Annotated in this window: 16 protein-coding genes; 6 read left to right on the top strand and 10 right to left on the bottom strand. The window is 60.0% G+C overall.

Features of this window, described 5'->3' with window-relative positions:
- Positions 1–3: 3 nt before the first annotated feature.
- From ABX75_RS06165 to yaaA, 10 genes are all read right to left on the bottom strand, one after another.
- Positions 4–1536 carry an MBOAT family protein gene (locus ABX75_RS06165; protein ID WP_034095992.1) on the bottom strand — a complete coding sequence of 511 codons (1533 nt, stop codon included), beginning with the start codon at positions 1534–1536 and terminating at the stop codon, positions 4–6.
- Positions 1537–1752: 216 nt separating this feature from the next.
- Positions 1753–2862 (bottom strand): mannuronate-specific alginate lyase, encoded by a 1110-nt coding sequence (locus ABX75_RS06160; RefSeq protein ID WP_047881628.1) that lies wholly within the window; start codon positions 2860–2862, stop codon positions 1753–1755.
- A gap of 8 nt (positions 2863–2870) precedes the next feature.
- The gene (locus tag ABX75_RS06155; protein ID WP_034096761.1) at positions 2871–4319 is read right to left on the bottom strand and encodes an alginate O-acetyltransferase; all 1449 of its coding nucleotides are present in this window, start codon (positions 4317–4319) and stop codon (positions 2871–2873) included.
- A gap of 11 nt (positions 4320–4330) precedes the next feature.
- Positions 4331–5899: a mannuronan 5-epimerase AlgG gene (gene algG, locus ABX75_RS06150; RefSeq protein ID WP_034095994.1), complete on the bottom strand. Its 1569-nt coding sequence runs from the start codon at positions 5897–5899 to the stop codon at positions 4331–4333.
- Positions 5899–7386: an alginate export family protein gene (locus ABX75_RS06145; protein ID WP_034111837.1), complete on the bottom strand. Its 1488-nt coding sequence runs from the start codon at positions 7384–7386 to the stop codon at positions 5899–5901. Before ABX75_RS06145 ends, algG begins: the two co-directional genes overlap by 1 nt.
- Positions 7383–8906 (bottom strand): alginate biosynthesis TPR repeat lipoprotein AlgK, encoded by a 1524-nt coding sequence (algK, locus tag ABX75_RS06140; RefSeq protein WP_256203850.1) that lies wholly within the window; start codon positions 8904–8906, stop codon positions 7383–7385. The genes ABX75_RS06145 and algK overlap by 4 nt, the downstream gene beginning before the upstream one ends.
- Before the next feature lie 8 nt (positions 8907–8914).
- Entirely contained in the window at positions 8915–10081 is a 1167-nt protein-coding gene (locus ABX75_RS06135) for an alginate biosynthesis protein Alg44 (RefSeq protein ID WP_034095996.1), read from the bottom strand.
- Positions 10082–10119: 38 nt separating this feature from the next.
- Positions 10120–11610, bottom strand: a complete 1491-nt coding sequence (gene alg8, locus ABX75_RS06130) for a mannuronan synthase (RefSeq protein ID WP_034095997.1) — start codon at positions 11608–11610, stop codon at positions 10120–10122.
- A gap of 74 nt (positions 11611–11684) precedes the next feature.
- Positions 11685–13001, bottom strand: a complete 1317-nt coding sequence (locus ABX75_RS06125) for a nucleotide sugar dehydrogenase (RefSeq protein ID WP_047881700.1) — start codon at positions 12999–13001, stop codon at positions 11685–11687.
- Between the two features lie 900 nt (positions 13002–13901).
- A complete protein-coding gene (gene yaaA / locus ABX75_RS06120; RefSeq protein WP_040267337.1) occupies positions 13902–14681 on the bottom strand; it encodes a peroxide stress protein YaaA in 780 nt (259 codons plus the stop codon).
- Positions 14682–14801: 120 nt separating this feature from the next.
- Here yaaA and ABX75_RS06115 point away from each other — a divergent pair, with 120 nt between their 5' ends.
- The 6 genes from ABX75_RS06115 to ABX75_RS29905 all read left to right on the top strand — a co-directional run.
- Positions 14802–15926: a polysaccharide deacetylase family protein gene (locus ABX75_RS06115; RefSeq protein ID WP_034095999.1), complete on the top strand. Its 1125-nt coding sequence runs from the start codon at positions 14802–14804 to the stop codon at positions 15924–15926.
- A 339-nt stretch (positions 15927–16265) separates the two neighbouring features.
- Positions 16266–17660 (top strand): PhoH family protein, encoded by a 1395-nt coding sequence (locus ABX75_RS06110; protein ID WP_024073562.1) that lies wholly within the window; start codon positions 16266–16268, stop codon positions 17658–17660.
- 96 nt (positions 17661–17756) lie between these two features.
- The gene (moaC, locus tag ABX75_RS06105; RefSeq protein WP_034096000.1) at positions 17757–18230 is read left to right on the top strand and encodes a cyclic pyranopterin monophosphate synthase MoaC; all 474 of its coding nucleotides are present in this window, start codon (positions 17757–17759) and stop codon (positions 18228–18230) included.
- Positions 18227–18469: a MoaD/ThiS family protein gene (locus ABX75_RS06100; RefSeq protein WP_034096001.1), complete on the top strand. Its 243-nt coding sequence runs from the start codon at positions 18227–18229 to the stop codon at positions 18467–18469. Before moaC ends, ABX75_RS06100 begins: the two co-directional genes overlap by 4 nt.
- Before the next feature lie 2 nt (positions 18470–18471).
- Entirely contained in the window at positions 18472–18921 is a 450-nt protein-coding gene (moaE, locus tag ABX75_RS06095; protein ID WP_034096002.1) for a molybdopterin synthase catalytic subunit MoaE, read from the top strand.
- Positions 18922–19060: 139 nt separating this feature from the next.
- Positions 19061–19229: transposase (locus ABX75_RS29905; protein ID WP_047881627.1), on the top strand; the 169-nt coding region annotated here is incomplete at its 3' end.

The raw sequence follows: 19229 nt of genomic DNA, 5'->3' as shown, positions 1-19229 counted from the left end.
CCCTCAGAATTGGAAGTAAAGGAACGGCGAGAAACTCTGCGCCGACAGTTTGAGAATCGACGCCACGAACAGCAGCAGCACCGCAGCGCGCATGGCGTAGCGTGGCCAGTCAGCGGTCCAGTAGGCCGGTTGCACGGCAGCGTCCTGGCCCACGGTAAAACCGGGCTGGTGGATGCTGCCGGGGTTGTCGCCCGGTACGGCCTTGATCAGGCTCGGATCGGCCGGCTTGGTTTTGTCGGCGGGGCGGTTGGTGTAGAAGTCGCGCAGGCCGAAGAACGCCAACGTCGCATACGCCACCACCAGGGTTGCCACTTGCAGGCCGGTGAGGCTGGCGCGGTTGAGTTCCGACAGCGACCACTCGCCAAAGCTGAACATCGCACCGTACATACGGCCGGCGACGTGCAGGTTTTCGGCGCGGAAGATCACCCAGCCCATCACCACCAGCAGGAAGGTGAAGGCCCAGCGCAGCACATTGAAACTGCGCGGCGCGGTGTTCAGGCCGATGGCTTTTTCGATCGCCAGCCACATGCCGTGCCAGGCGCCCCACACGATGTAGGTGATGTTCGCGCCGTGCCACAGGCCACCGAGCAGCATGGTCAGGAACAGGTTGCGATAAGTAATCAGCGTGCCTTTACGGTTGCCGCCCAGGGTGATGTAGAGGTAGTCACGCAGCCAGGTCGACAGGCTGATGTGCCAGCGGCGCCAGAACTCGGTGATCGACTGGCTGATATACGGCTGTTTGAAGTTTTCCATAAAGCGGAAACCCATCATCAAGCCCAGGCCGATGGCCATGTCGCTGTAGCCGGAGAAGTCGAAGTACAGCTGCGCGGTATACGCCAGCGCGCCGAGCCAGGCATCCCCGGTGGTGGGGTTTTGCAGGGCGAAGCAATGGTCGGCCACCACCGCCAGGGTGTCGGCGATAAAGACTTTCTTGATAAAACCCTGCATGAACCGCGTGCAGCCCTCGGAGAACTTATCCAGGGTGTGGGTGCGGTTGTTGAACTGGTCGGCCAGGTCGCGGAAACGCAACACCGGGCCGGCGATCAGGTGCGGGAAAATCGCCACGAACGCCGCAAAGTCGATGAGATTGCGCGTGGCCGGGGTGTCGCCACGGTATACGTCGATGATGTAGCTGATGGACTCGAAAATGTAGAACGAGATACCGATCGGCAACAGCACATGGGTCAGGATGAACGGCTCCAGGCCCATCGACTTCATCATCACGTTGATGCTGTCGACACCGAAGTTGGCGTACTTGAAGTAGCCGAGGATGCACAGGTCGACGGCCACGCCGAGCAGCAGCCAGCGTTGGGCCGGTTTGGTGCGCACACCGGCGGCACCGACCTTGAGGCCGATCCAGTAATTCCACAGCGTCACGGCGGCGAACAGCGCCAGGAAGTCCACTCGCCACCAGGCGTAGAACACGTAGCTGGCAATCAGCAGCAGCAGATTGCGATAGCGTTGCCCGCTCAAGTAATACAAGCCGAGAAAGATCGGCAAGAACAGAAACAGGAACACATTGGACGAGAAAACCATCCCGATCTCTCCATGTTTAACCAACAGTCAAGGGCCAGAGCCCCCCCAAACCCCCCACGAAAAAACGGGGGGCGGTACTACATTCCTACTGATGAAACCGGCTCAAAAATGTGGGAGGGGGCTTGCCCCCGCTGGCGGTGAGTCATTCACCGGATGTATCAACTGATACACCGCTATCGGGGGCAAGCCCCCTCCCACATGTCTAACCGCGTTGCGTCAGGAGCCTTTATTGCCTTTCTCATGCGCCGGGTCGTAGACCTTGGTCAGGTCGCCGCCCAGGCGGAAGGTCTTGAACGGCTGCATGCCATGCTTGCGTTCGATCACATCCGGTGCACAGGTGTAGAGGTTGCAGAACGGTTCGAGCCAGGCGAATTTCATGGCCTGCTTCAGGTCCTTCATGTCCTGTTCCTTGCCGTTCTTCTGCTCGAAGATTTCCGGGTCTTTCACCCCGGCCAGCACCTTGTCGCCCAGGCGCTTGAGCGCGCTGTTGTTTTCCTGGCGCAGGTCCACGCCGTTGACCAGGGCGAAACTGGCGATCATCGACAGTGGCGGCAAGGCGTAGTTGTGGTACGACAGCGCGCGTTGCTGGCGCTTCAATTCGTTAGGCAGGAAACCTTGGTCGTCGACCTGGTTCACGCCGACCTTATATTCCTTCACCGCCCAATCGAACAGGTCGCGGCGGTTGGTGGCGACGGAGGTTGCCATCACCGACCAGGCGGCCCAGTAGGAGTGGTTGTTGGTTTTCTCCAGCGGCAGGTTGTCCCAGTCGCTCACTACCTGATCGGCCAGTTTGTTGAACCAGGCTTCGATCAGCTGCGACTCCTGCTGGTGGTTGGCCAGCGGGTGCGAGTCGGAGAACTTCAGGCGCACATAGGCCGAGGCCATGCTGCCCAGCGCCCATTTGCGCATGGACTTGCCGGTGTGGTTGAAGTCCTTGGACATCAGCGCATCGGCCTTGGCCCAGGACACCAGCCAGTTCAACGTGCATTCGAGCTGCTCCGGGCGACCGTCGCGCATGAACTGCATCACGCGCTTGCTGGTGTCTTTTTCCAGCTTGGTAATGTCAGCGGTGCTGTCGCGGAACGCCTGCTCGGACTGCACATTCAGCGTGGCGCGTGCCTTGTCCGAACCTTCGTACTTGCTGCGAAATTGCAGCGGCCCGGTGTAGGGCGTGGGCATGGTGTCGCAGTTTTCCTTGAAGTCGCCGGTCTTGAACGCTTCGATCGGTGCGAAATAGCCCTGGGGCGGACGCAGCGGCGCGGCGGCGTTGACGGAGCCGGCGAACATCGCCAGGCCCAGCAGGGTAGGGAGCATCAGCTTTTGCATAAGTAACCTCACTTCCCGAGTTGGGCGGTCTGTTGACCACCGCTTGGGAATACGTTGCGTGTGCAAATTTTCGCTTCGACCTTCTGCGCGGCAGTGCCCTTTTCCGGACCCTGCACTTCCACGGCCAGCAAGTTCTGCGAGGCCCAGTCTTCATCGGTGCGCAGTTCAAAGGCGAAACGCCCGTCTGTATCGGATGTTTCGGGTTTCTCGATCTTGATGTCCTCGTGGCGCCCGTTCATGTACCAGAGGGTGGCTTGCAGGGTTTTCACCGAGGTGTCGGCGAAGCGGATGTCGACCTGATGGTTTGCGTTGCGCAGGTCTTTGTTCGAACTGTTGACCAGCAATTCGTTCTTGCCCGGTTTCAAGGTGGCGCTGGCGCTCATCTGCGCGGGCTTGCCTTCGCAGCCGTTGTCCAGCAGCGACATCATCTGGCGGTAGATGGTCTCCTGGTCGAGGCGATACAGCGGCGAGAATTCCCAGATCAGGATCTTCGGCGGGCTCTTCTGGAATTCGTCGCTGCCCAGGTATTGCAGCATCGAGCCTTCCAGGCCGCCGCCGGGGAAAGCGACGTTGAGGATGTCGGCGCCGATTTCTTCTTCCAGGAACCCGGCGAAGTTGTAGTTCTTGCCGCTATGGCTGGTACCCACCAAGGTGATCTGCGGGTTGCCGGAGTCGCCGAACAGGTCGCCGTCGCCCGCTTCGCCCTTAGGCTCGGTGGTGAACTGGTCCATGTACTGGATCGCGTAGCTGGTGCCGCACAGTTGCCCGGCCATGTTGTGCAGGGTGCCGGTCTTGCCCATGCGCCCGGAGCGCTTGGTTTCGAATTCACGCTTGGGAATATCGGCGAATTCCGGCATCTGCTTGACCTTGGCCGCGACGATTTTCGCGGTGCGCTGGGCGCCGTATGGGGTCCAGTGCTGGTCGCCACGGAAGTAGAAATCGTGGGCCGGCAGTTCGTCCGGCAGTTGCTCGTTGGTCAGCGGCGACAGGTCCGGCACCACGTAACCCATCTTGGCGAAACGGCCGAGCATCGTCTTGTAGTTGGTCAGGGCCTTGTCGAAGTCGTACGAGGCTTTCTCTGCGGGATTGAGCTTGTTGCGGTTCACCAGGCCACGGGTCGGCTGGTAGACCACCACCAGTTCCACGCCTTTGCTTTTGAACGCGTCATGCAACTGCTGCATGCGCTTGTAGCCGGCCGGGGTGGTGTCGAACTCGGTGCGCAGGTCTTCCTGGGTACGGAACAGCCAGTCGCCCTGGGCTTGCACCAGGGTGGTGAAGTTCTGCTGGTAGCGCGTGGTGTAGTTCTTCGCGTCGTGGGCGGCCGGGCACAGGCTGCAGCACGGTTCGGCGGTAAAGGTCGGTGCCTTGACTTCGTCGGCGCGCACGCCCTGGCTGGCCGCGAGCAGGCCGAGGGTCAGACCCGAGAGGCTCAGCAGTTTGATCATGTGTGGGTGCATAAGGGTCATCCTCAGTCCTGCATTTCGGTCTGGCGTTCGACAGGGTCGATCAGCACGGCTTTCTGCTGGCGCACCAGCAGGTCGAGAATTTCTTCCTGGCGATCGCCGAGGACGCCGGAGAAGCTGATGCCACTGGATTTGGTCGGCGCCAGCATCGACACGCGGTACAGCTCGATACTCAACGGCGAGTCGATGGACAGCGGCCCGCTGCCGTTCCCCGCCAGTTCACCGCCGACCACGATCAGGGAAACCTTGGCGTCGAACGGATCGAGGGCGATGTCGCGGTCGGTGTCGGTCAAGTCCTTGATGTGGCCGTAGACGCCGGTCAAACCGTTGGCCATCGCGACGTTTTCGTACAGCTTGATGTTTACGCTGTTACGCACGCGGATGCCGTGGCGGCGGTTGCTGATCACCTTGTTGCCCCACAGCAGGTTGTCGCCGCTCTCATAGAGGGTGATGCCGTCGGTGTGGTTGCGGTAGATCTCGTTGTCGGCGATCAGGTTGTTGACGCTGTTACGGTCGATCACCAGGCCCGAGAGTTTGTTGTCGTAGCTGCGGTTGTTGAAGATGAAGCTGTCGTTCACTTCCCGGGAAATGATGATGCCGTGCTTCTTCTTGGTGCCGTAGACGGTGTTGTCCGCAATGATCAGGCCGTGGGAACGGTCGTGGGGGTCAATGCCGTAGACGATGTTGTCTTTGTAGGTATTGCCCTTGATCACGAAGCCGGTGGTCTCGTAGCAGTAGAAGCCGTACCACATGTCCGAGAACTCTGAATCAATGATCCAGCCGGTCGGCTCAGGACGCTTGAGTACCTTGGCCATATTCGGCGTGTACTGGGAAATACTCACCCCGTACGACTTACTGTTGGCGTAGCCGAAACTGGCCATTTTGCTGTTGGCGACGTAGGTCTCGGTGCCGCCCCAGGCCAGCAGGAACGGGCGGAATTCCTTGGGCGACTTGAACAGCGCCGGGCCATTGGCCTTTTCGCTCCAACCGGTGATTTTGGTGTCGCGCACAAACAGCTGGCCGTCGTTGATCAGGAACGAACCGGCTTCCTGGGACAGGCGCAGCTCTTGGGTGCGCTTGTCGATTTCGAGGATGCCCTTGCGCCCGACCACGATCGGCAACTTGGCCAGGAACACGCCCGGCGAGGTTTCGCTCAGGTACTGCTTGGGCACTTTGCCCAGCAGGTCCTTGAGGTTCATGTAGCCGTCGTCGATAAAGATCGCCTGGGGAATGCCATGCTGGCGCACTACCCATTCGGCCATCTTGTTATCGCCGCCGATAAAGTCCTTGAGCGCGTCTTCCTGCATCATGCGACGGATGCTGATTTTGCCCGGCTTGGTGCGTACGATCTTTTTTTCCATGGCCGCGGCGGTGTAGCCCGACAGGTCGGGCAGGGCCGGCTTGGCCATTTCCAGCGGCGCGGTCGGCGGGCTGGAAATGGTGTAGGTCTTGGCCTGTTGCAGTTCCTTGGCGATGGTCGGCGCCTTGGCCGTCGTATCGGCAAACGCGGTGGTACTGGCCACCAGCATTGCCGCGACGAGTAGGCTTTGAGCATTCATTGCGCAGGCTCCCATCAGAATTTCCAGATCACGTCGACAAACGCGCGATGCATGTACGAGTCGACCTGGCTGCCGTAGGCGTCACCCGGTTTGAACACACCCGCACGGAAACGCACCAACGCCGACGGCTCGTCGATCGACTGGCTGAGCGCGGCCGGCAGCAAGCCGGTCTTGAAGTACTTGGTGACCACCAGGTCCATCTCCTGACCCAGGTCTTTCTTACCGTCTTCCAGCGGCAGGGACGTGCTGGAGAGGATCGCGCCGGTCACGTCGTCGGTGTTGTTCTGCACCGCGTCGATACCGTTGCTGCCCACCGGCTTGTTGCCGTCCACGCGCCAGAACTTGTGGTACACCAGGCTGGCGTCATAGTCCTCACGCAGTTGCCAGGAGCCGAACAGGCTCATGGACTGCATGTTGTTCATTTCGCCGCGAAACGCTTCGCCGAAGCGATGCACACGGGATTGGGTGCCGGTCCAGTTCGAACGGTTGCTCTGCAGGCCGTTCTGTTCGTATTCGGCGCTGGCGCGGGCATAGGCCGCACCCACTTGCCACTGCGGGTCGAGACGCAGGCGGATACCCAGGTCGGTGGCCCAGCCGTTCACGTTATCGCTGCGCTTGGCCTGGTCCGGGCGGCTGCCGTCTGCTTTGAGGGCGTTGACCGTGTCGCGGTCGCCCTGCATACCGGTGACGCTGGCCCAGTAGTTGACGGTGTTGGTGTTGCGCCAGTTGTAGGCGTCGCTGTTGGCTTCGATGCCGAGCCAGGTCAGGTCGCCGTTTTCGCGCTTGTCCAACGAGTCGGTGGGCACGCCCGGTTCCGGGTAATCCAGCTTGCCGTCGTCATGGGTGTGATGGCCGCGCAGGCCGATCCACTGGCCCGGCATCCACTGGTAGGAAGCGTCGGCGTAGAAGTGCTGGCGGTCCTTGTCCTTGGGCGACAGTTCCTTGAGGTCGGTGCGGTATTCGCTGAAGCGTTCGGCGGCGCCCACATTGGCTTTGAGCAAAGTGGTGTCGAAGGTCCAGTTCAGCGCTTCGATATTGGTGTCGCGCCATTGGCCGTCGTCGTTGCGCAGGCGCTGGCGGCCGAACTTGAGGATCTCGCCGGGGTAGGGCGTGAAGCCGCTGTAGCCCACCCAGAACTCACGCATCGCCAAGTAGTTTTTCTTGGCTTTGCGGTCGTCATTGGTGGTGGGCTGGTCTGCGTCATCGGCCGACTGTTGCAGGGTGTCGGTCTCGATGATGTCGCTGGACACCACCGCCTGGCCCATGGCGTAGGCGCTCCAGTTGCCGCTTTCGCCGTAGATCCACGGGCGCAGGTCCAGGCCGACGCCGTTGACGTCGCCGCCTTTCTGGGTGCCCAGGTCGCGGTCGTCTTCGGATTGCGCGGTGGCTTTGACTTCCAGGCCGAAATTCTTGGCTTCGGTCAGCGCGGCCAGGGTAGGGCACGACCACAGCAGGGCGAAGGTCAGGCCAATACCGGCCTTGACGAATGGGTTGAGCTTCATAGGGATTCCTCGCCGTCTTCTTCTTGCAGGGCGTGCAGTTGCAGCGTGCTTTGGGGCAGGGTGCCGCGCGCGGCCAGCTCCTGTTGCACCAGGCGTTGGCCTTGGGCGCGTTGTTCCGGAGTCAGCGGGGCTTCGAGCTGGGCGGCCAGGTCATTGGCCTCCGGCGTGTCCTGGGCCTTGGCCAACTGGCTGAAGACATAGGCATTGACGGGGTCGGGCTTGGTGCCCTTGCCTTGGGAAAACAATTGGGCGATGGCGAAATCGGCGCTGTTCTGGCCGTTGCGCGCAGCGGTCAGCAAGTGGTCCAGGGCCTTTTGCGGGTAGACCTTGCCCAGGTAGCCACGGCGATAGATCTGGCCGAGGTAGTAATCGGCGGCCACTTCTTTGCCAACGGCTTTTTCGAAATGCGCTTCGGCGGCCTTGGCATCGGCCGGCACCCACTTGCCTTCGTAGTAGAGCTTGCCGAGCAACAGTTCAGCGCGCGGCTGGTCGGCGGCGCGGCCGTTGTCCAGGTACTTCATCATTTGGTCGACGTCGCCCAGTTCGGGGAAGTCGTAGAGCAGTTGCGCCAGGCTGACCCAGGACGCGGGGTAGCCGGGGGCGATTTTTTCCAGCAGCGCCTGGGCCGTCTTTTCGTCGGTCTTGCCCAGGGAGGCATCACCCAATACGCGGGCAACGCTATCGACCCGTTGAGCGGTGACGGTGCCACGGCTGTAGCCGGCTTCCATCTGCTTGAGCAGTTCGGCTTGTTTTTCTGGCTCGGCTTTCTTCTGATAGACCGTAGCCAGTTCGACGTAGCAAATATCGGTGGTGTTCAGCGCGGCTTTGCAGATGCGCTCCACATCATCCAGATGCTGATCGTAGGTGTTCTGGGTGCGATACAGCAGCACCTGGGCCAGGCCCGCTTCCGGATAACCCGCCGCCTGCCACTGACTGATCTGCTGCTGGGCATTCACATTGGGAAAGCTGTGAGGGTATTGCAGGTACAGCATCGCCAGTGGAATCAGGGTGTTGCCTTCGCCATTGGCAAAGGCTTTTTTCAGCAGGGTTTCGGCTTCGTGGTGCTCGGCCTCGGTGGCGCCGGGCTTGGCCACCAGCAGGCGACCCAGGCGCGCCTGGGCGCGGGGCGAAGTATCCGCTGCGGCGCGGTACGTGGCCTCGGCCTGTTTGATCTGCGCCGGGTCACGAGTGCCAACCTGGATATCGGCCAGGCCCACTTGGGCCTCGCTGTAACCCAGGTCGGCCAGTTGCTGGTAGTTCTGCTGCGCGGTGACGGTGTCGCCGCGCTTGAGCGCTTCATTGGCCAGGCGTTGGTCGGGCAGGCCGACGCAACCGGCCAGCGAGATGGCCAGGGCCAGCGCACAGTAGGCCGAGGCGAAGTGGGATTTGCGCTGTGCGGGAGATGGCTTGCCTGCGAGCGTATCGGCGCGGTCAGCCTGGTAAACCGAGTCGCCAGCATCGCGGGCAAGCCCGGCTCCCACAGGGGCCAGTGTTGTTGTCGAGATAAGGTTCACAGGCATGTCCTCGCTTACAGACCGTGAGCCATGGCTTTGTCGATCAGCCAGTTCAGCGATGGGCCGCGGTCGCTGATCACTTCCACCGGGCGGCCGGCGTAGGTGCTGTCCAGCGGGGCATCAGGCTTGATCTGCACGCGGATGTCGGAGGACAGGTCGGCGCTGTTCAGGCTGGTGCTGCTGACGATGGTGCCGGTGCGGGTCTGTTCTTCGTCGGCGACCTGGAAGCTCACCGGTGTACCTGGGCGCACGTCGGCGAACTGGCGATAGGTGAAGCGCGCTTCGACGTTGGCTTCGCTGCCGCGTGGAACCAGTTGGAAGATCACGTCGCCCTTGCTGGCGTATTGGCCGTCGGCGACCAGTTGCTGCGCCACCACGCAATCGCAGGGCGAAGTCAGGGTGCCGGTCATTTGCTTGCCGAACAGCTCTTCGACTTTGGCCGGTTGCAGTTGGTCTTCGTCGAGGTGGCCTTTGAGCACGTCGAGCATGCTGGTGCTGAAGGTGGCCAGCGGCGCGCCCTTGGCGGCGACCGCATCACCTTTGAGCAGGCTCTGCACGGTGCCGTCGCGCGGCATGGTCACGTTCATGCCCGGTACGCTGACCAGGCCGGCCTGGGCGTGGCTGACAAAGTACATGCTGTAGATCGACTTGAAGACGAACCCGAACGCTGCCAAGCCCACCAGGAAGATCGCCAGGCTGAAGGTCACGGCACGCAAGCGACCGAAGGCGCTCATGTTGCTGCCGCCGTCCTTGACCTTGCGCGCCTTGGTGAAGTTGTCGCGCTGCAGAGTCGCCAGCACGTCGCCCATGGTCACGATGTCACCGGACAGGTGCGAGGTGATCAGGTGGCGCAGGGTGGAAATATCCTGGGCGTCGAGGTTCTGGAACTGGCAACCGGTGCGGCCGGTCTGGCGGTCGTAGGAGCGAATCTGCAGCTCGACGTCCATGGCCAAGCCAAGGTTATCGATGACGAATTGCAGACGACCCTTGTGCACTTCACCCACGTTCAGCGGCTGGGTGGCGGTGAACGCCAGGCCGCCGGCGGACAGGTCGATCACCCGTGCTTCGGTCTGGCTGCGGTCGGTGTTGAAAAAGCGCAGCTTGGCCGGGATTTTGACCCGGGCGTGCTGACGCTGGGCTTCGGATTCGTGGACAACGTTGGCGTTTACTTGGCTGTTCATGACGGTGTAATTCCTAGGTTAATTCAGGCTTGGCTGGGTCAGACCATCATCAGCAACACGGCGACGAAAATGCTGCCGGCGGAGAAGGTCATGGTCCGAGACGACCAGGTGTTGAACCAACGTTGAAAGCTGGCCAAATCGCGGGTCAGTTTGGTGTCCTGGCGGGTCCAGGACTGTTGATCAAGGCGGAAGAACACGTAGATCTTCACCAACGCGCCCATGATCTGGTTGTAATAGAGAATCAGTGGGTAGGCCGGGCCGATCTTGTGGCCGGAGCACGACAGCAGCAGGGTCAGGATCAGGCGGGTGATGCCGATCCACAGCAGGTACGCGAGGATGAATGCGCCGCCGTACTTGAAGGTGGCGATGATTGCCACGGTCAGGCCGAGCAGCGAAGTCCACATCGACACGCGCTGATCGAACAACACGATGCTGGTGAACAGACCCAGGCGACGCACACCCAGGCCCAGGGCACGGGAGTTCTGACGCAGGTTGTTGCCGTACCAGCGGAACATCAGCTTGCGGCTGGCCTTGATAAAGCTCTTTTCCGGCGGGTGTTCCACGGTGTTGATCGCGGCATCCGGCACGTAGAACGTGTCGTAGCCCAAGCGCATCAGGCTGAACCAGCTGGACTTGTCATCACCGGTGAGGAACTTGAAGCGGCCCAGGCGCCAGTGTTGCAGCGAGTCGCTTTCCACGTCAGCAATAAAGCCCGGGTCGGTGACCACGCTGGCGCGGAATACCGACATACGACCGGTCATGGTCAGTACGCGCTTGGACAGGGCCATGGAACACATGTTGATGTGGCGTTGGGCGAAGCGCAGCTTGTGCCACTCGCTCATGATGTAACCGCCGCGCACTTCGCAGAACTCGTTGGTGGTCAGGCCGCCGACGTTGCCGAACAGCTGGAACCACGGCACGGTCTTGCGTACAACGCCTTCGGCGAGCACGGTGTCGCCGTCGATCACCGCCACGACCGCGCGGTCATCCGGCAAGTGACGCGAAATAGCACGGAAACCGAAGGCCAGGCCGTCGCGCTTGCCGGTGCCGGCGATACGCACGAAGTCGAGCTTGACGTGTTCTGGTGGGTTCATCTTTTCCCACAAGCTCTTGACCAGCAGCTCATCGGACATTTCCACCAGGGAGCAGACCACGGTGGTCGGGAAGCCACAGTCGATCGCTTCACGGATCACCGAGCTGTACACCTGGGCAGTGGTCAGGGCATCGATGCGGAAACTGGTGACCATCAGAAACACATGGGACGGGTCGGCAGCCTTGCCCAGCTTGCGGACTTTGCGGCGCAGGTGCGGGTAGACCACATACAGGAACAGCATGCCGCGAAAGAAATGCGTAGCGCCCATCGAGTAGCGCCAGATACCGACGGCGCCAATCAGGAAAATAAAATTCTTCGACTCGGAGTCGAACGTACTCGCCGGCAACAGCAGGGCGAGTCCCATCAGCAGGCTCAGAAACAACAGCCAGCCGGCGGATTGGAGGAGTACGTGTTTTAGCGTGGACATAAGCGTCATCCGAAGGTGAAGAAGGCTTCAAGCTGCAAGCGCTGGGGATAAGGACGCTTGCAGCTTGAAACTTGCCGTTGCTGTTACCAGCAAATGCCTTCAGTACGGCCGCTCGCGCTGGTTGCCTTGGACATGAAGCCCACCAGATCGACCACTTGCTTACCTTCCGGCGCGTTATGGGCCAGGGAGCGGAACTTCTCGTCGCGGTTGCCCAGGATGATCACGTCGGAGTTGTTGATCACATCGTCGAAGTCCGAGTTGAGCAGGGACGACACGTGAGGGATCTTGCCTTCGATGTAATCCTTGTTGGCGCCGTGAACACGCGCGTATTCGACGTTGCTGTCGTAGATGCTCAGGTCGTAGCCCTTGCCGATCAGCATCTCGGCCAGCTCGACCAGCGGGCTTTCACGCAGGTCATCGGTACCGGCCTTGAAGCTCAGGCCCAGCAGGGCGACTTTGCGTTTGTCGTGGCTGGAGACGATGTCGAAGGCGTTCTGCACCTGGGACTCGTTGCTGCGCATCAGGGAGTTGAGCAGCGGTGCTTCCACGTCCAGGGAGCCGGCGCGGTAAGTCAGGGCGCGAACATCTTTTGGCAGGCACGAGCCGCCGAAGGCGAAACCTGGGCGCATGTAGTACTGGGACAGGTTGAGGGTCTTGTCCTGGCAGACCACTTCCATCACTTCGCGACCGTCGACACCGACCGCTTTGGCGATGTTGCCGATTTCGTTGGCGAAGGTGACTTTGGTAGCGTGCCACACGTTGCAGGTGTACTTGATCATCTCGGCGACGGCGATGTCCTTGCGGATGATCGGTGCGTCGAGTTCTTCGTACAGCGACTGCAGGACATCGCCGGAGGCTGTGTCGAATTCGCCGATGACGGTCATCGGTGGCAGGTCGTAGTCGGCGATGGCGGTGGATTCGCGCAGGAATTCCGGGTTGACCGCGACGCCGAAATCGACGCCTGCTTTCTTGCCGGAGCAGTCTTCGAGGATTGGGATCACCACGTTAGCGACGGTGCCCGGCAACACGGTGCTGCGCACCACGATGGTGTGGCGGGTGGTCTTGTCACGCAGGACAAAACCGATCTCGCGGCATACCGATTCGATGTAGTTGAGTTCCAGGTCGCCGTTTTTCTTGCTCGGCGTGCCGACGCAAATCATCGACAGGTCGGTATCGCGGATGGCTTCGGCGAAGTTGGTGGTGCCGCGCAGTCGACCCGTTTGGATACCCTGGCTCAACAGTTCGCCCAGACCCGGTTCAACGATTGGCGATTTGCCAGCGTTGATCAGGTCGATCTTTTCCTTGGAGATGTCCACGCCGACCACTTCGTGGCCACGGGCAGACAGGCAACCGGCACAGACTGCGCCAACGTAACCCAAACCAAATATGCTGATGCGCATCGCATTTACCTCATTGTCATTGAAGACGGTGTTAATCATGCCAATAGATGGCCGGAGTTCATGTTTGCAAGCGTCACTGTTTCCACGAAAGTTAGGCGAATAGACGCCGACTTACCGTGTACAGGCATGTTAAATAGTGAGTGTCTAACAATTGCACTCAAGTTGTGCGCAACGTGGCCTTGTTATTGGGGCCTGCCCTCAAATGCAGCCAGCCTTCCTGGGAGAAGGGCCTGGCGCCAGTGCCGCAGAGCTTTGATAAGGGCAATAAGCCTTTAAATATCAAAGCCTTGGGATGTGTCACTGACCCATTGGGGTAAGCACGACCTTGGCCTTATAGTTTGTGGCAATAATTCCTTATCGCCGCCTTTAACTAATCAGTTGGTAATATGACCCATGAGTCGAAGTTGAATATGACAACTTCGCTACTTCCGTTGGTCGCCATGTAAGCCATCTCTTACAGAAACCGAGAATTTCGTTACCGGTGGTATGAGCGGCGCTTTAGGATGAAGTTCCTAGCCGCTCATCCTGTTTCCAGAAATTTCTTGAAATACGAGAGGAGATGGCACTAGTACTATATTGATAGCACTTGCTATTTGGGCCAGTAGTTGTGGGGAGTTGGCGCGCGGGGATAGTTTTGTGCCACTAGTGTGAAAAAAAAACGGTGCCACTACGAAAAAAAACGATGAATGTCGAGTGAAACTATTGATAGGGTTGTGTCGTGATATTTTTTGACGTCAAATAAATGACGATTTTTGATCTGCAGTGCAAACAGATAGGTGGGAGGCACCTGCCCCCGATTGCGATGTGTCAGTCAATTTATGTATCGACTGATGCGCTGCCATCGGGGGCAAGCCCCCTCCCACATCTGCATTTTTTTGTCTGAGAGAGGCGGGTACGGCCTTATTCCGGTGCGTGGTCGCGCAGAAACACCAGGTTGTCCGGCTTGGACTGCTCCGCATTGAAGCGGTAGCCTTGCACATCAAACCCCTTGAGCTTTTCGGGGTCATTGATGCGTTCTTCGATCACAAAACGGCTCATCATGCCGCGCGCCTTTTTTGCGTAGAAACTGATGATTTTGTACTGGCCGTTTTTCAGGTCCTTGAACTCGGTGTTGATGATCCGCGCGTTCAGGGCCGTGCGTTTGACCGCCGAAAAGTACTCGTTGGACGCCAGGTTGAGCAGCACATCGTCACCTTGGGCGGCCAGGGCTTCGTTGAGCCATTCGCTGATGCGTGTGCCCCAGAAGGCGTACAGGTCCTTGCCACGGGCGTTGGCCAGTTTGGTGCCCATTTCCAGGCGGTACGGCATCATCAGGTCCAGCGGGCGCAGCAGGCCATACAGGCCTGAGAGCATGCGCAGGTGGTCCTGGGCGTAGCTGAAATCGGCGTCGCTGAACGTTTCCGCGTTCAAGCCGGTATACACGTCGCCCTTGAAGGCCAGCAGGGCCTGCTTGGCGTTTTCGGGGGTGAAGGCGGGCGTCCAACTGCCAAAGCGCGCGGCATTCAGGCCGCCGATCTTGTCGGAGACGTGCATCAATTCGCTGATCTGCGCCGGGCTGAATTCGCGCAGTTGCTCGATCAGTTCCTGTGAGTGATCCAGGTACTGCGGCTGGGTGAAGCGCGCAGTGACCGGCTTTGACTCGAAATCGAGGGTTTTGGCGGGGGAAATCACCATCAGCATGAAGTTGGCTCCTGTAATCGTGGGCGCGATTCTAGGGGCTGGGGCGATTTGACTCCACCTATGATGGCGATAGGCGCGATCCGCTATGATGGCCGGTAGTTCTGGAGAGGGAGACCCTGTGTGCGAATAGCGCTTTTATTGTCCGCTTGTCTGTTGTGCCTAAGCGCCCAGGCCGCGCCGGTGGACGTGGCCAGCCTGGACCGTGGCATCTGGCCCGAAAAGCTCAGCACGCCGGCGCTGTTCGATGTGGGCTCGCGCGCCGAAATCCTGATGTTCGCCCACAGCCTGCTGGCCAGCGAGTCCCAGGATGAAGCGGCTCTTAAACAACGCCTGGGATTGAAGATCATCAACCTGGCGGCCATCAACGACCTGCGCCGTGAGCTGTGGCAACGCTTGCTGGAGAACTACAGCGTCGCCCAGCAGAGTTGCGAGGTGGATGCGTCGTTCTGCTACCTGGTGGAAAACATGGACGACCTTCGCGAGGAGGCCGGCAAGTTCCAGATCAGCGAAAGCTCCTTCTATATAGATTGGGCCGCCCCCAGCCATGCCTTCCATGAGCGCTACCTGGACGAACTGCTGCGCAAGGCCGCGCTGTTTCCGCAGATCAGCAGCGAGGTTGCGCGGTTCGGCGACCATGAACGCAATGGCGATGAATTCAATGACCGCCTGTTCCTGCTGACCTTCGACGGCGGCCCCGCGCCCGTCAGCGGCAACACCGATTGGCTGGCCGACTATCTGCGCAAACAGAAGATGAACGGGGTGTTCTTTGTCCTCGGTAGCAGCCTGCAAACCCGCGTGGAGCGCAGCTCCGCCGCCGACGTGCAGGCGCTGTACCAAGGCCAGTGTGTGGGCACCCAGGGCTGGCAGTACCGTTCCCATAGCCATTGGGTGGACTGGCAAAGCTCGATCACCCGCAGCGCTGCGCTGGTGCAGAACCTGATGCCGGAAAACTACCTGCCGCTGTTTCGCCCACCCTATGGCCAGCGCCGCGCGGACAGCCAGGGGTTTTTCCAATCACAGGGCTTGCAGGTGGCGTTGTGGGACATCGATTCCCAGGACGAGCCGGGCAAGCTCAAGGCTGAAGAATCGGCGCAGCGCGTGCTCACGCTGATGCTGTTATGGCGCAAAGGCGTGATTGTGTTTCACGACACTCAGGACAAGGCGCGGGTGGCATTGCCGTGGTTGCTGCAGGCGACCGCGCAGAGCGGCCTGGGTTGGCAGGACTGTCGCGAAGCGTTTCGATGAAGTGCCCGGCCCTGTTGGGTTTGCGCAAGTTTCGGGGTGATTTTGTGCGACATTTCGATGCAGGCGGACTTCCGACTTTAACGGCGCAGCTGGCACTCGGCTAGTGCTATTCGTCATCCTGAAAAATAAACTTCAAAAAAGCGTCAAAGTGCTTTTTCCTGTCACACGTTTTGCGGTATTACGAAGTCAGATCGCCGAAACCTGCAGCACAGGTGGCGTCTTCCAAGACTCCTCATGTGGGCATGCACTTGACGTCACTCAGGTGCATTCGGTGGTCGAATCGAGGCGCAGCACCGCCCAGGTATTGCGTCGACTGGCTCCCACAAAAGGTGACCGAGTATGGATGATCATGGACGTAACCCTTCTTCCGACCAGCCAATCCTTTATGTGCTTGATACGAATGTATTGATCCACGATCCAAACGCACTGCTCAATTTCGAAGAACACCACGTCGCCATCCCGATGATCGTGCTTGAGGAGCTCGACAAACTCAAAAGCGGCCACCACAGCGTTGCCGCCGAATGTCGCCAGGCCATCCGCCTGATCGACAAGACCCTGGGCGAGGCCTCGCCTGAAGATGTTGAAGTCGGTGTGCCGATCCAGCGCGGCAAGAGCGGGCCCAAGGGCTTGCTGTCGATTCTGATGAGCAAGCGCAGCGAGCCCAACAGCCTGCTGCCGGAAAACCTGAACGACAACAAAATCATCAACCAATTGATCGACCTGCACGCGCGTGACAAGGACCTGCGTCTGGTGCTGGTGACCAAAGACATCAATATGCGCCTCAAGGCTCGCGCATGTGGGATCGCGGCCGAGGACTACAGCACCGACCAACTGGTCGACGACGTTTCGATGCTATCCCGTGGGTATCACACCATGACCGGTTCGTTCTGGGACCGTGTCAGCAAGGTGGAAACCCGTCAGGACCATGGCCGCACCTGGCATCAGGTACAACTGATCGACAACCTGCCGGCGGTGCATATCAATGAATTCATCATCGACGAACAGGGCTTCGTGGGCTGGATCAAAGAGATCCAGGTCGACAAGCTGCTGATCCTCGACCTGCATCAGGAACCCCTGTTGCACCAGGAAGCCTGGGGCCTGAAACCGCGTGATATCTACCAAAGCCTGGCGCTGTATGCGCTGTTGGATCCGGATATCCATCTGGTGAACCTGACCGGTGCCGCCGGTTCCGGTAAAACCATCCTGGCCCTGGCGGCCGCCATCGAACAGACCATGGTCACCAAGCGCTATCGCCGCATCATCGCCACCCGCAGCGTGCAGGGCCTGGACCAGGAAATCGGCTTCCTGCCAGGCACCGAGGCGGAAAAAATGGAACCGTGGCTTGGGGCGATCACCGACAACCTCGAAGCCTTGCACATGGATGACGAAAACACCCATGGCAGCGTCGACTACATCCTCAGCAAAGTGCCGTTGCAGTTCAAATCCCTCAACTACATCCGAGGTCGCAGCTTCCAGCAGAGCCTGATCCTGATCGACGAATGCCAGAACCTGACACCGCACCAGATGAAAACCATCATCACCCGTGCCGGCGCCGGTTCCAAAGTGGTGTGCCTGGGCAACCTGGCACAGATCGACACTCCTTACCTGTCCGCGACCAGTTCCGGGCTGACCTACCTGACCGAACGCTTCAAGGATTTCCCGAACGGCGTGCATATCGCGCTGCAAGGGGTGCCTCGCTCGATTCTGGCGGAATACGCAGAGTCGCATCTCTGAGTCGCAAGCTTTAAGCTACAAGCTGCAAGTGGGTCCGGTGAGCTTTTGACCTGCCGCTTGCAGCTTTTAGCTTTTTTGCTGCCTCAAGGAGGCCTCGTGCTGACTCATCTCGATTCCCAAGGTCGCGCCCATATGGTCGACGTCACCGACAAGTCCGTGACGTTCCGTGAGGCGGTGGCCGAAGCGCGGGTGCGCATGCTGCCCGAGACCCTCAAAATGATTGTCGACGGTGCCCACCCCAAGGGCGACGTGTTCGCCGTGGCCCGTATCGCCGGGATCCAGGCGGCCAAAAAGACCAGTGATCTGATTCCCCTGTGCCATCCGCTGATGCTGACGGGCGTCAAGGTCGAGCTGGCCGCTGAAGGGGAAAATACCGTACATATCGTCGCGCGCTGCAAGCTCTCGGGGCAGACCGGCGTGGAGATGGAAGCGTTGACCGCCGCCAGCGTCGCCGCACTGACCATTTACGATATGTGCAAGGCGGTGGATCGCGGCATGACCATCGAAAACATTCGCCTGCTGGAAAAACTCGGCGGCAAGAGCGGGCATTTCAAGGCAGACCAGGCATGAGCATCAACGTATTGTTTTTTGCGCGTTACGCCGAGGCGGTGGGCTTCGATTCGCTGGAGATGGAAGGCGAGTTTGCCACCGTGGATGCCGTGCGCCTGGCCTTGGCCAGCGACCCCGAGTTCGCCGTACTTAACGAGGCGAGCCTGATGTGCGCGCGCAACGAGGAGTTGTGTGATCTGGACGAACCGGTCTTGGCCGGTGATGACGTGGCGTTTTTTCCGCCCGTGACCGGAGGCTGAACGTGGCCATTCGTGTGCAGGTGGAGGCCTTTGATCCGGGTGCGCAAGTCAATGCCATGCACGCCGCGAATGTAGGCGTGGGCGCGGTGGTGAGCTTTGTTGGCTACGTGCGCGACTTCAACGATGGGCGCGATGTGTCTGGCATGTTCCTCGAACATTATCCGGGCATGACCGAAAAGGCCCTGGCCAAGATCACCGCCGAAGCCGAGCAGCGCTGGCCATTGCTCAAACTGGAAGTGCTGCACCGCGTCGGCGCCCTGGGGCCGGGCGAGCCGATTGTGTTCGTCGCGGCCGCCAGTGCACATCGCCAGGCGGCGTTCGACGCCTGTGCGTTTGTGATGGACTATCTGAAGACCCGCGCGCCGTTCTGGAAGAAGGAAAACACCCCGGAAGGTGCGCGCTGGGTGGAAGGGCGAGACAGCGACCACACTGCGGCGGATCGCTGGAAGTAGTACGGTCAAAAATCAGCTGAAATTAAATGTGGGAGGGGGCTCGCCCCCGATAGCAGTGTGTCAGTCAACAGAGGTGTTGAATGTGCCATTGAAGTGCGCCCCAAAAGTTGGACACCTATCCAACTCTTGGGGCTTTTTCATGAGCAAGTACACGACGCAGTTCAAGCTTTCCGCCATTACCGCTTTTCTTGAACGAGGCCGGGGTTTTCGCCGTATCGCCGCTCAATTTCAAATGGACCCCACCTTGCTTCGCCGTTGGGTGGAGGCTTACCGGCTGCACGGTGAGGCCAGCCTGAGCAGTGCCGGTG

This window comes from Pseudomonas sp. ARP3 (assembly GCF_001029595.1).
GTDB lineage: Bacteria > Pseudomonadota > Gammaproteobacteria > Pseudomonadales > Pseudomonadaceae > Aquipseudomonas > Aquipseudomonas rhodesiae.
This window is presented reverse-complemented; position numbering and strand designations above follow the sequence as displayed.

What these genes read in the sequence shown, in the direction of transcription:
- ABX75_RS06165 (WP_034095992.1), bottom strand. Translation starts at nt 1,536, where the DNA reads ATGGTTTTCTCGTCCAATGTGTTCCTGTTTCTGTTCTTGCCGATCTTT.
- ABX75_RS06160 (WP_047881628.1), bottom strand. Translation starts at nt 2,862, where the DNA reads ATGCAAAAGCTGATGCTCCCTACCCTGCTGGGCCTGGCGATGTTCGCC.
- ABX75_RS06155 (WP_034096761.1), bottom strand. Translation starts at nt 4,319, where the DNA reads ATGCACCCACACATGATCAAACTGCTGAGCCTCTCGGGTCTGACCCTC.
- algG (WP_034095994.1), bottom strand. Translation starts at nt 5,899, where the DNA reads ATGGGAGCCTGCGCAATGAATGCTCAAAGCCTACTCGTCGCGGCAATG.
- ABX75_RS06145 (WP_034111837.1), bottom strand. Translation starts at nt 7,386, where the DNA reads ATGAAGCTCAACCCATTCGTCAAGGCCGGTATTGGCCTGACCTTCGCC.
- algK (WP_256203850.1), bottom strand. Translation starts at nt 8,906, where the DNA reads ATGCCTGTGAACCTTATCTCGACAACAACACTGGCCCCTGTGGGAGCC.
- ABX75_RS06135 (WP_034095996.1), bottom strand. Translation starts at nt 10,081, where the DNA reads ATGAACAGCCAAGTAAACGCCAACGTTGTCCACGAATCCGAAGCCCAG.
- alg8 (WP_034095997.1), bottom strand. Translation starts at nt 11,610, where the DNA reads ATGACGCTTATGTCCACGCTAAAACACGTACTCCTCCAATCCGCCGGC.
- ABX75_RS06125 (WP_047881700.1), bottom strand. Translation starts at nt 13,001, where the DNA reads ATGCGCATCAGCATATTTGGTTTGGGTTACGTTGGCGCAGTCTGTGCC.
- yaaA (WP_040267337.1), bottom strand. Translation starts at nt 14,681, where the DNA reads ATGCTGATGGTGATTTCCCCCGCCAAAACCCTCGATTTCGAGTCAAAG.
- ABX75_RS06110 (WP_024073562.1), top strand. Translation starts at nt 16,266, where the DNA reads ATGGATGATCATGGACGTAACCCTTCTTCCGACCAGCCAATCCTTTAT.
- ABX75_RS06100 (WP_034096001.1), top strand. Translation starts at nt 18,227, where the DNA reads ATGAGCATCAACGTATTGTTTTTTGCGCGTTACGCCGAGGCGGTGGGC.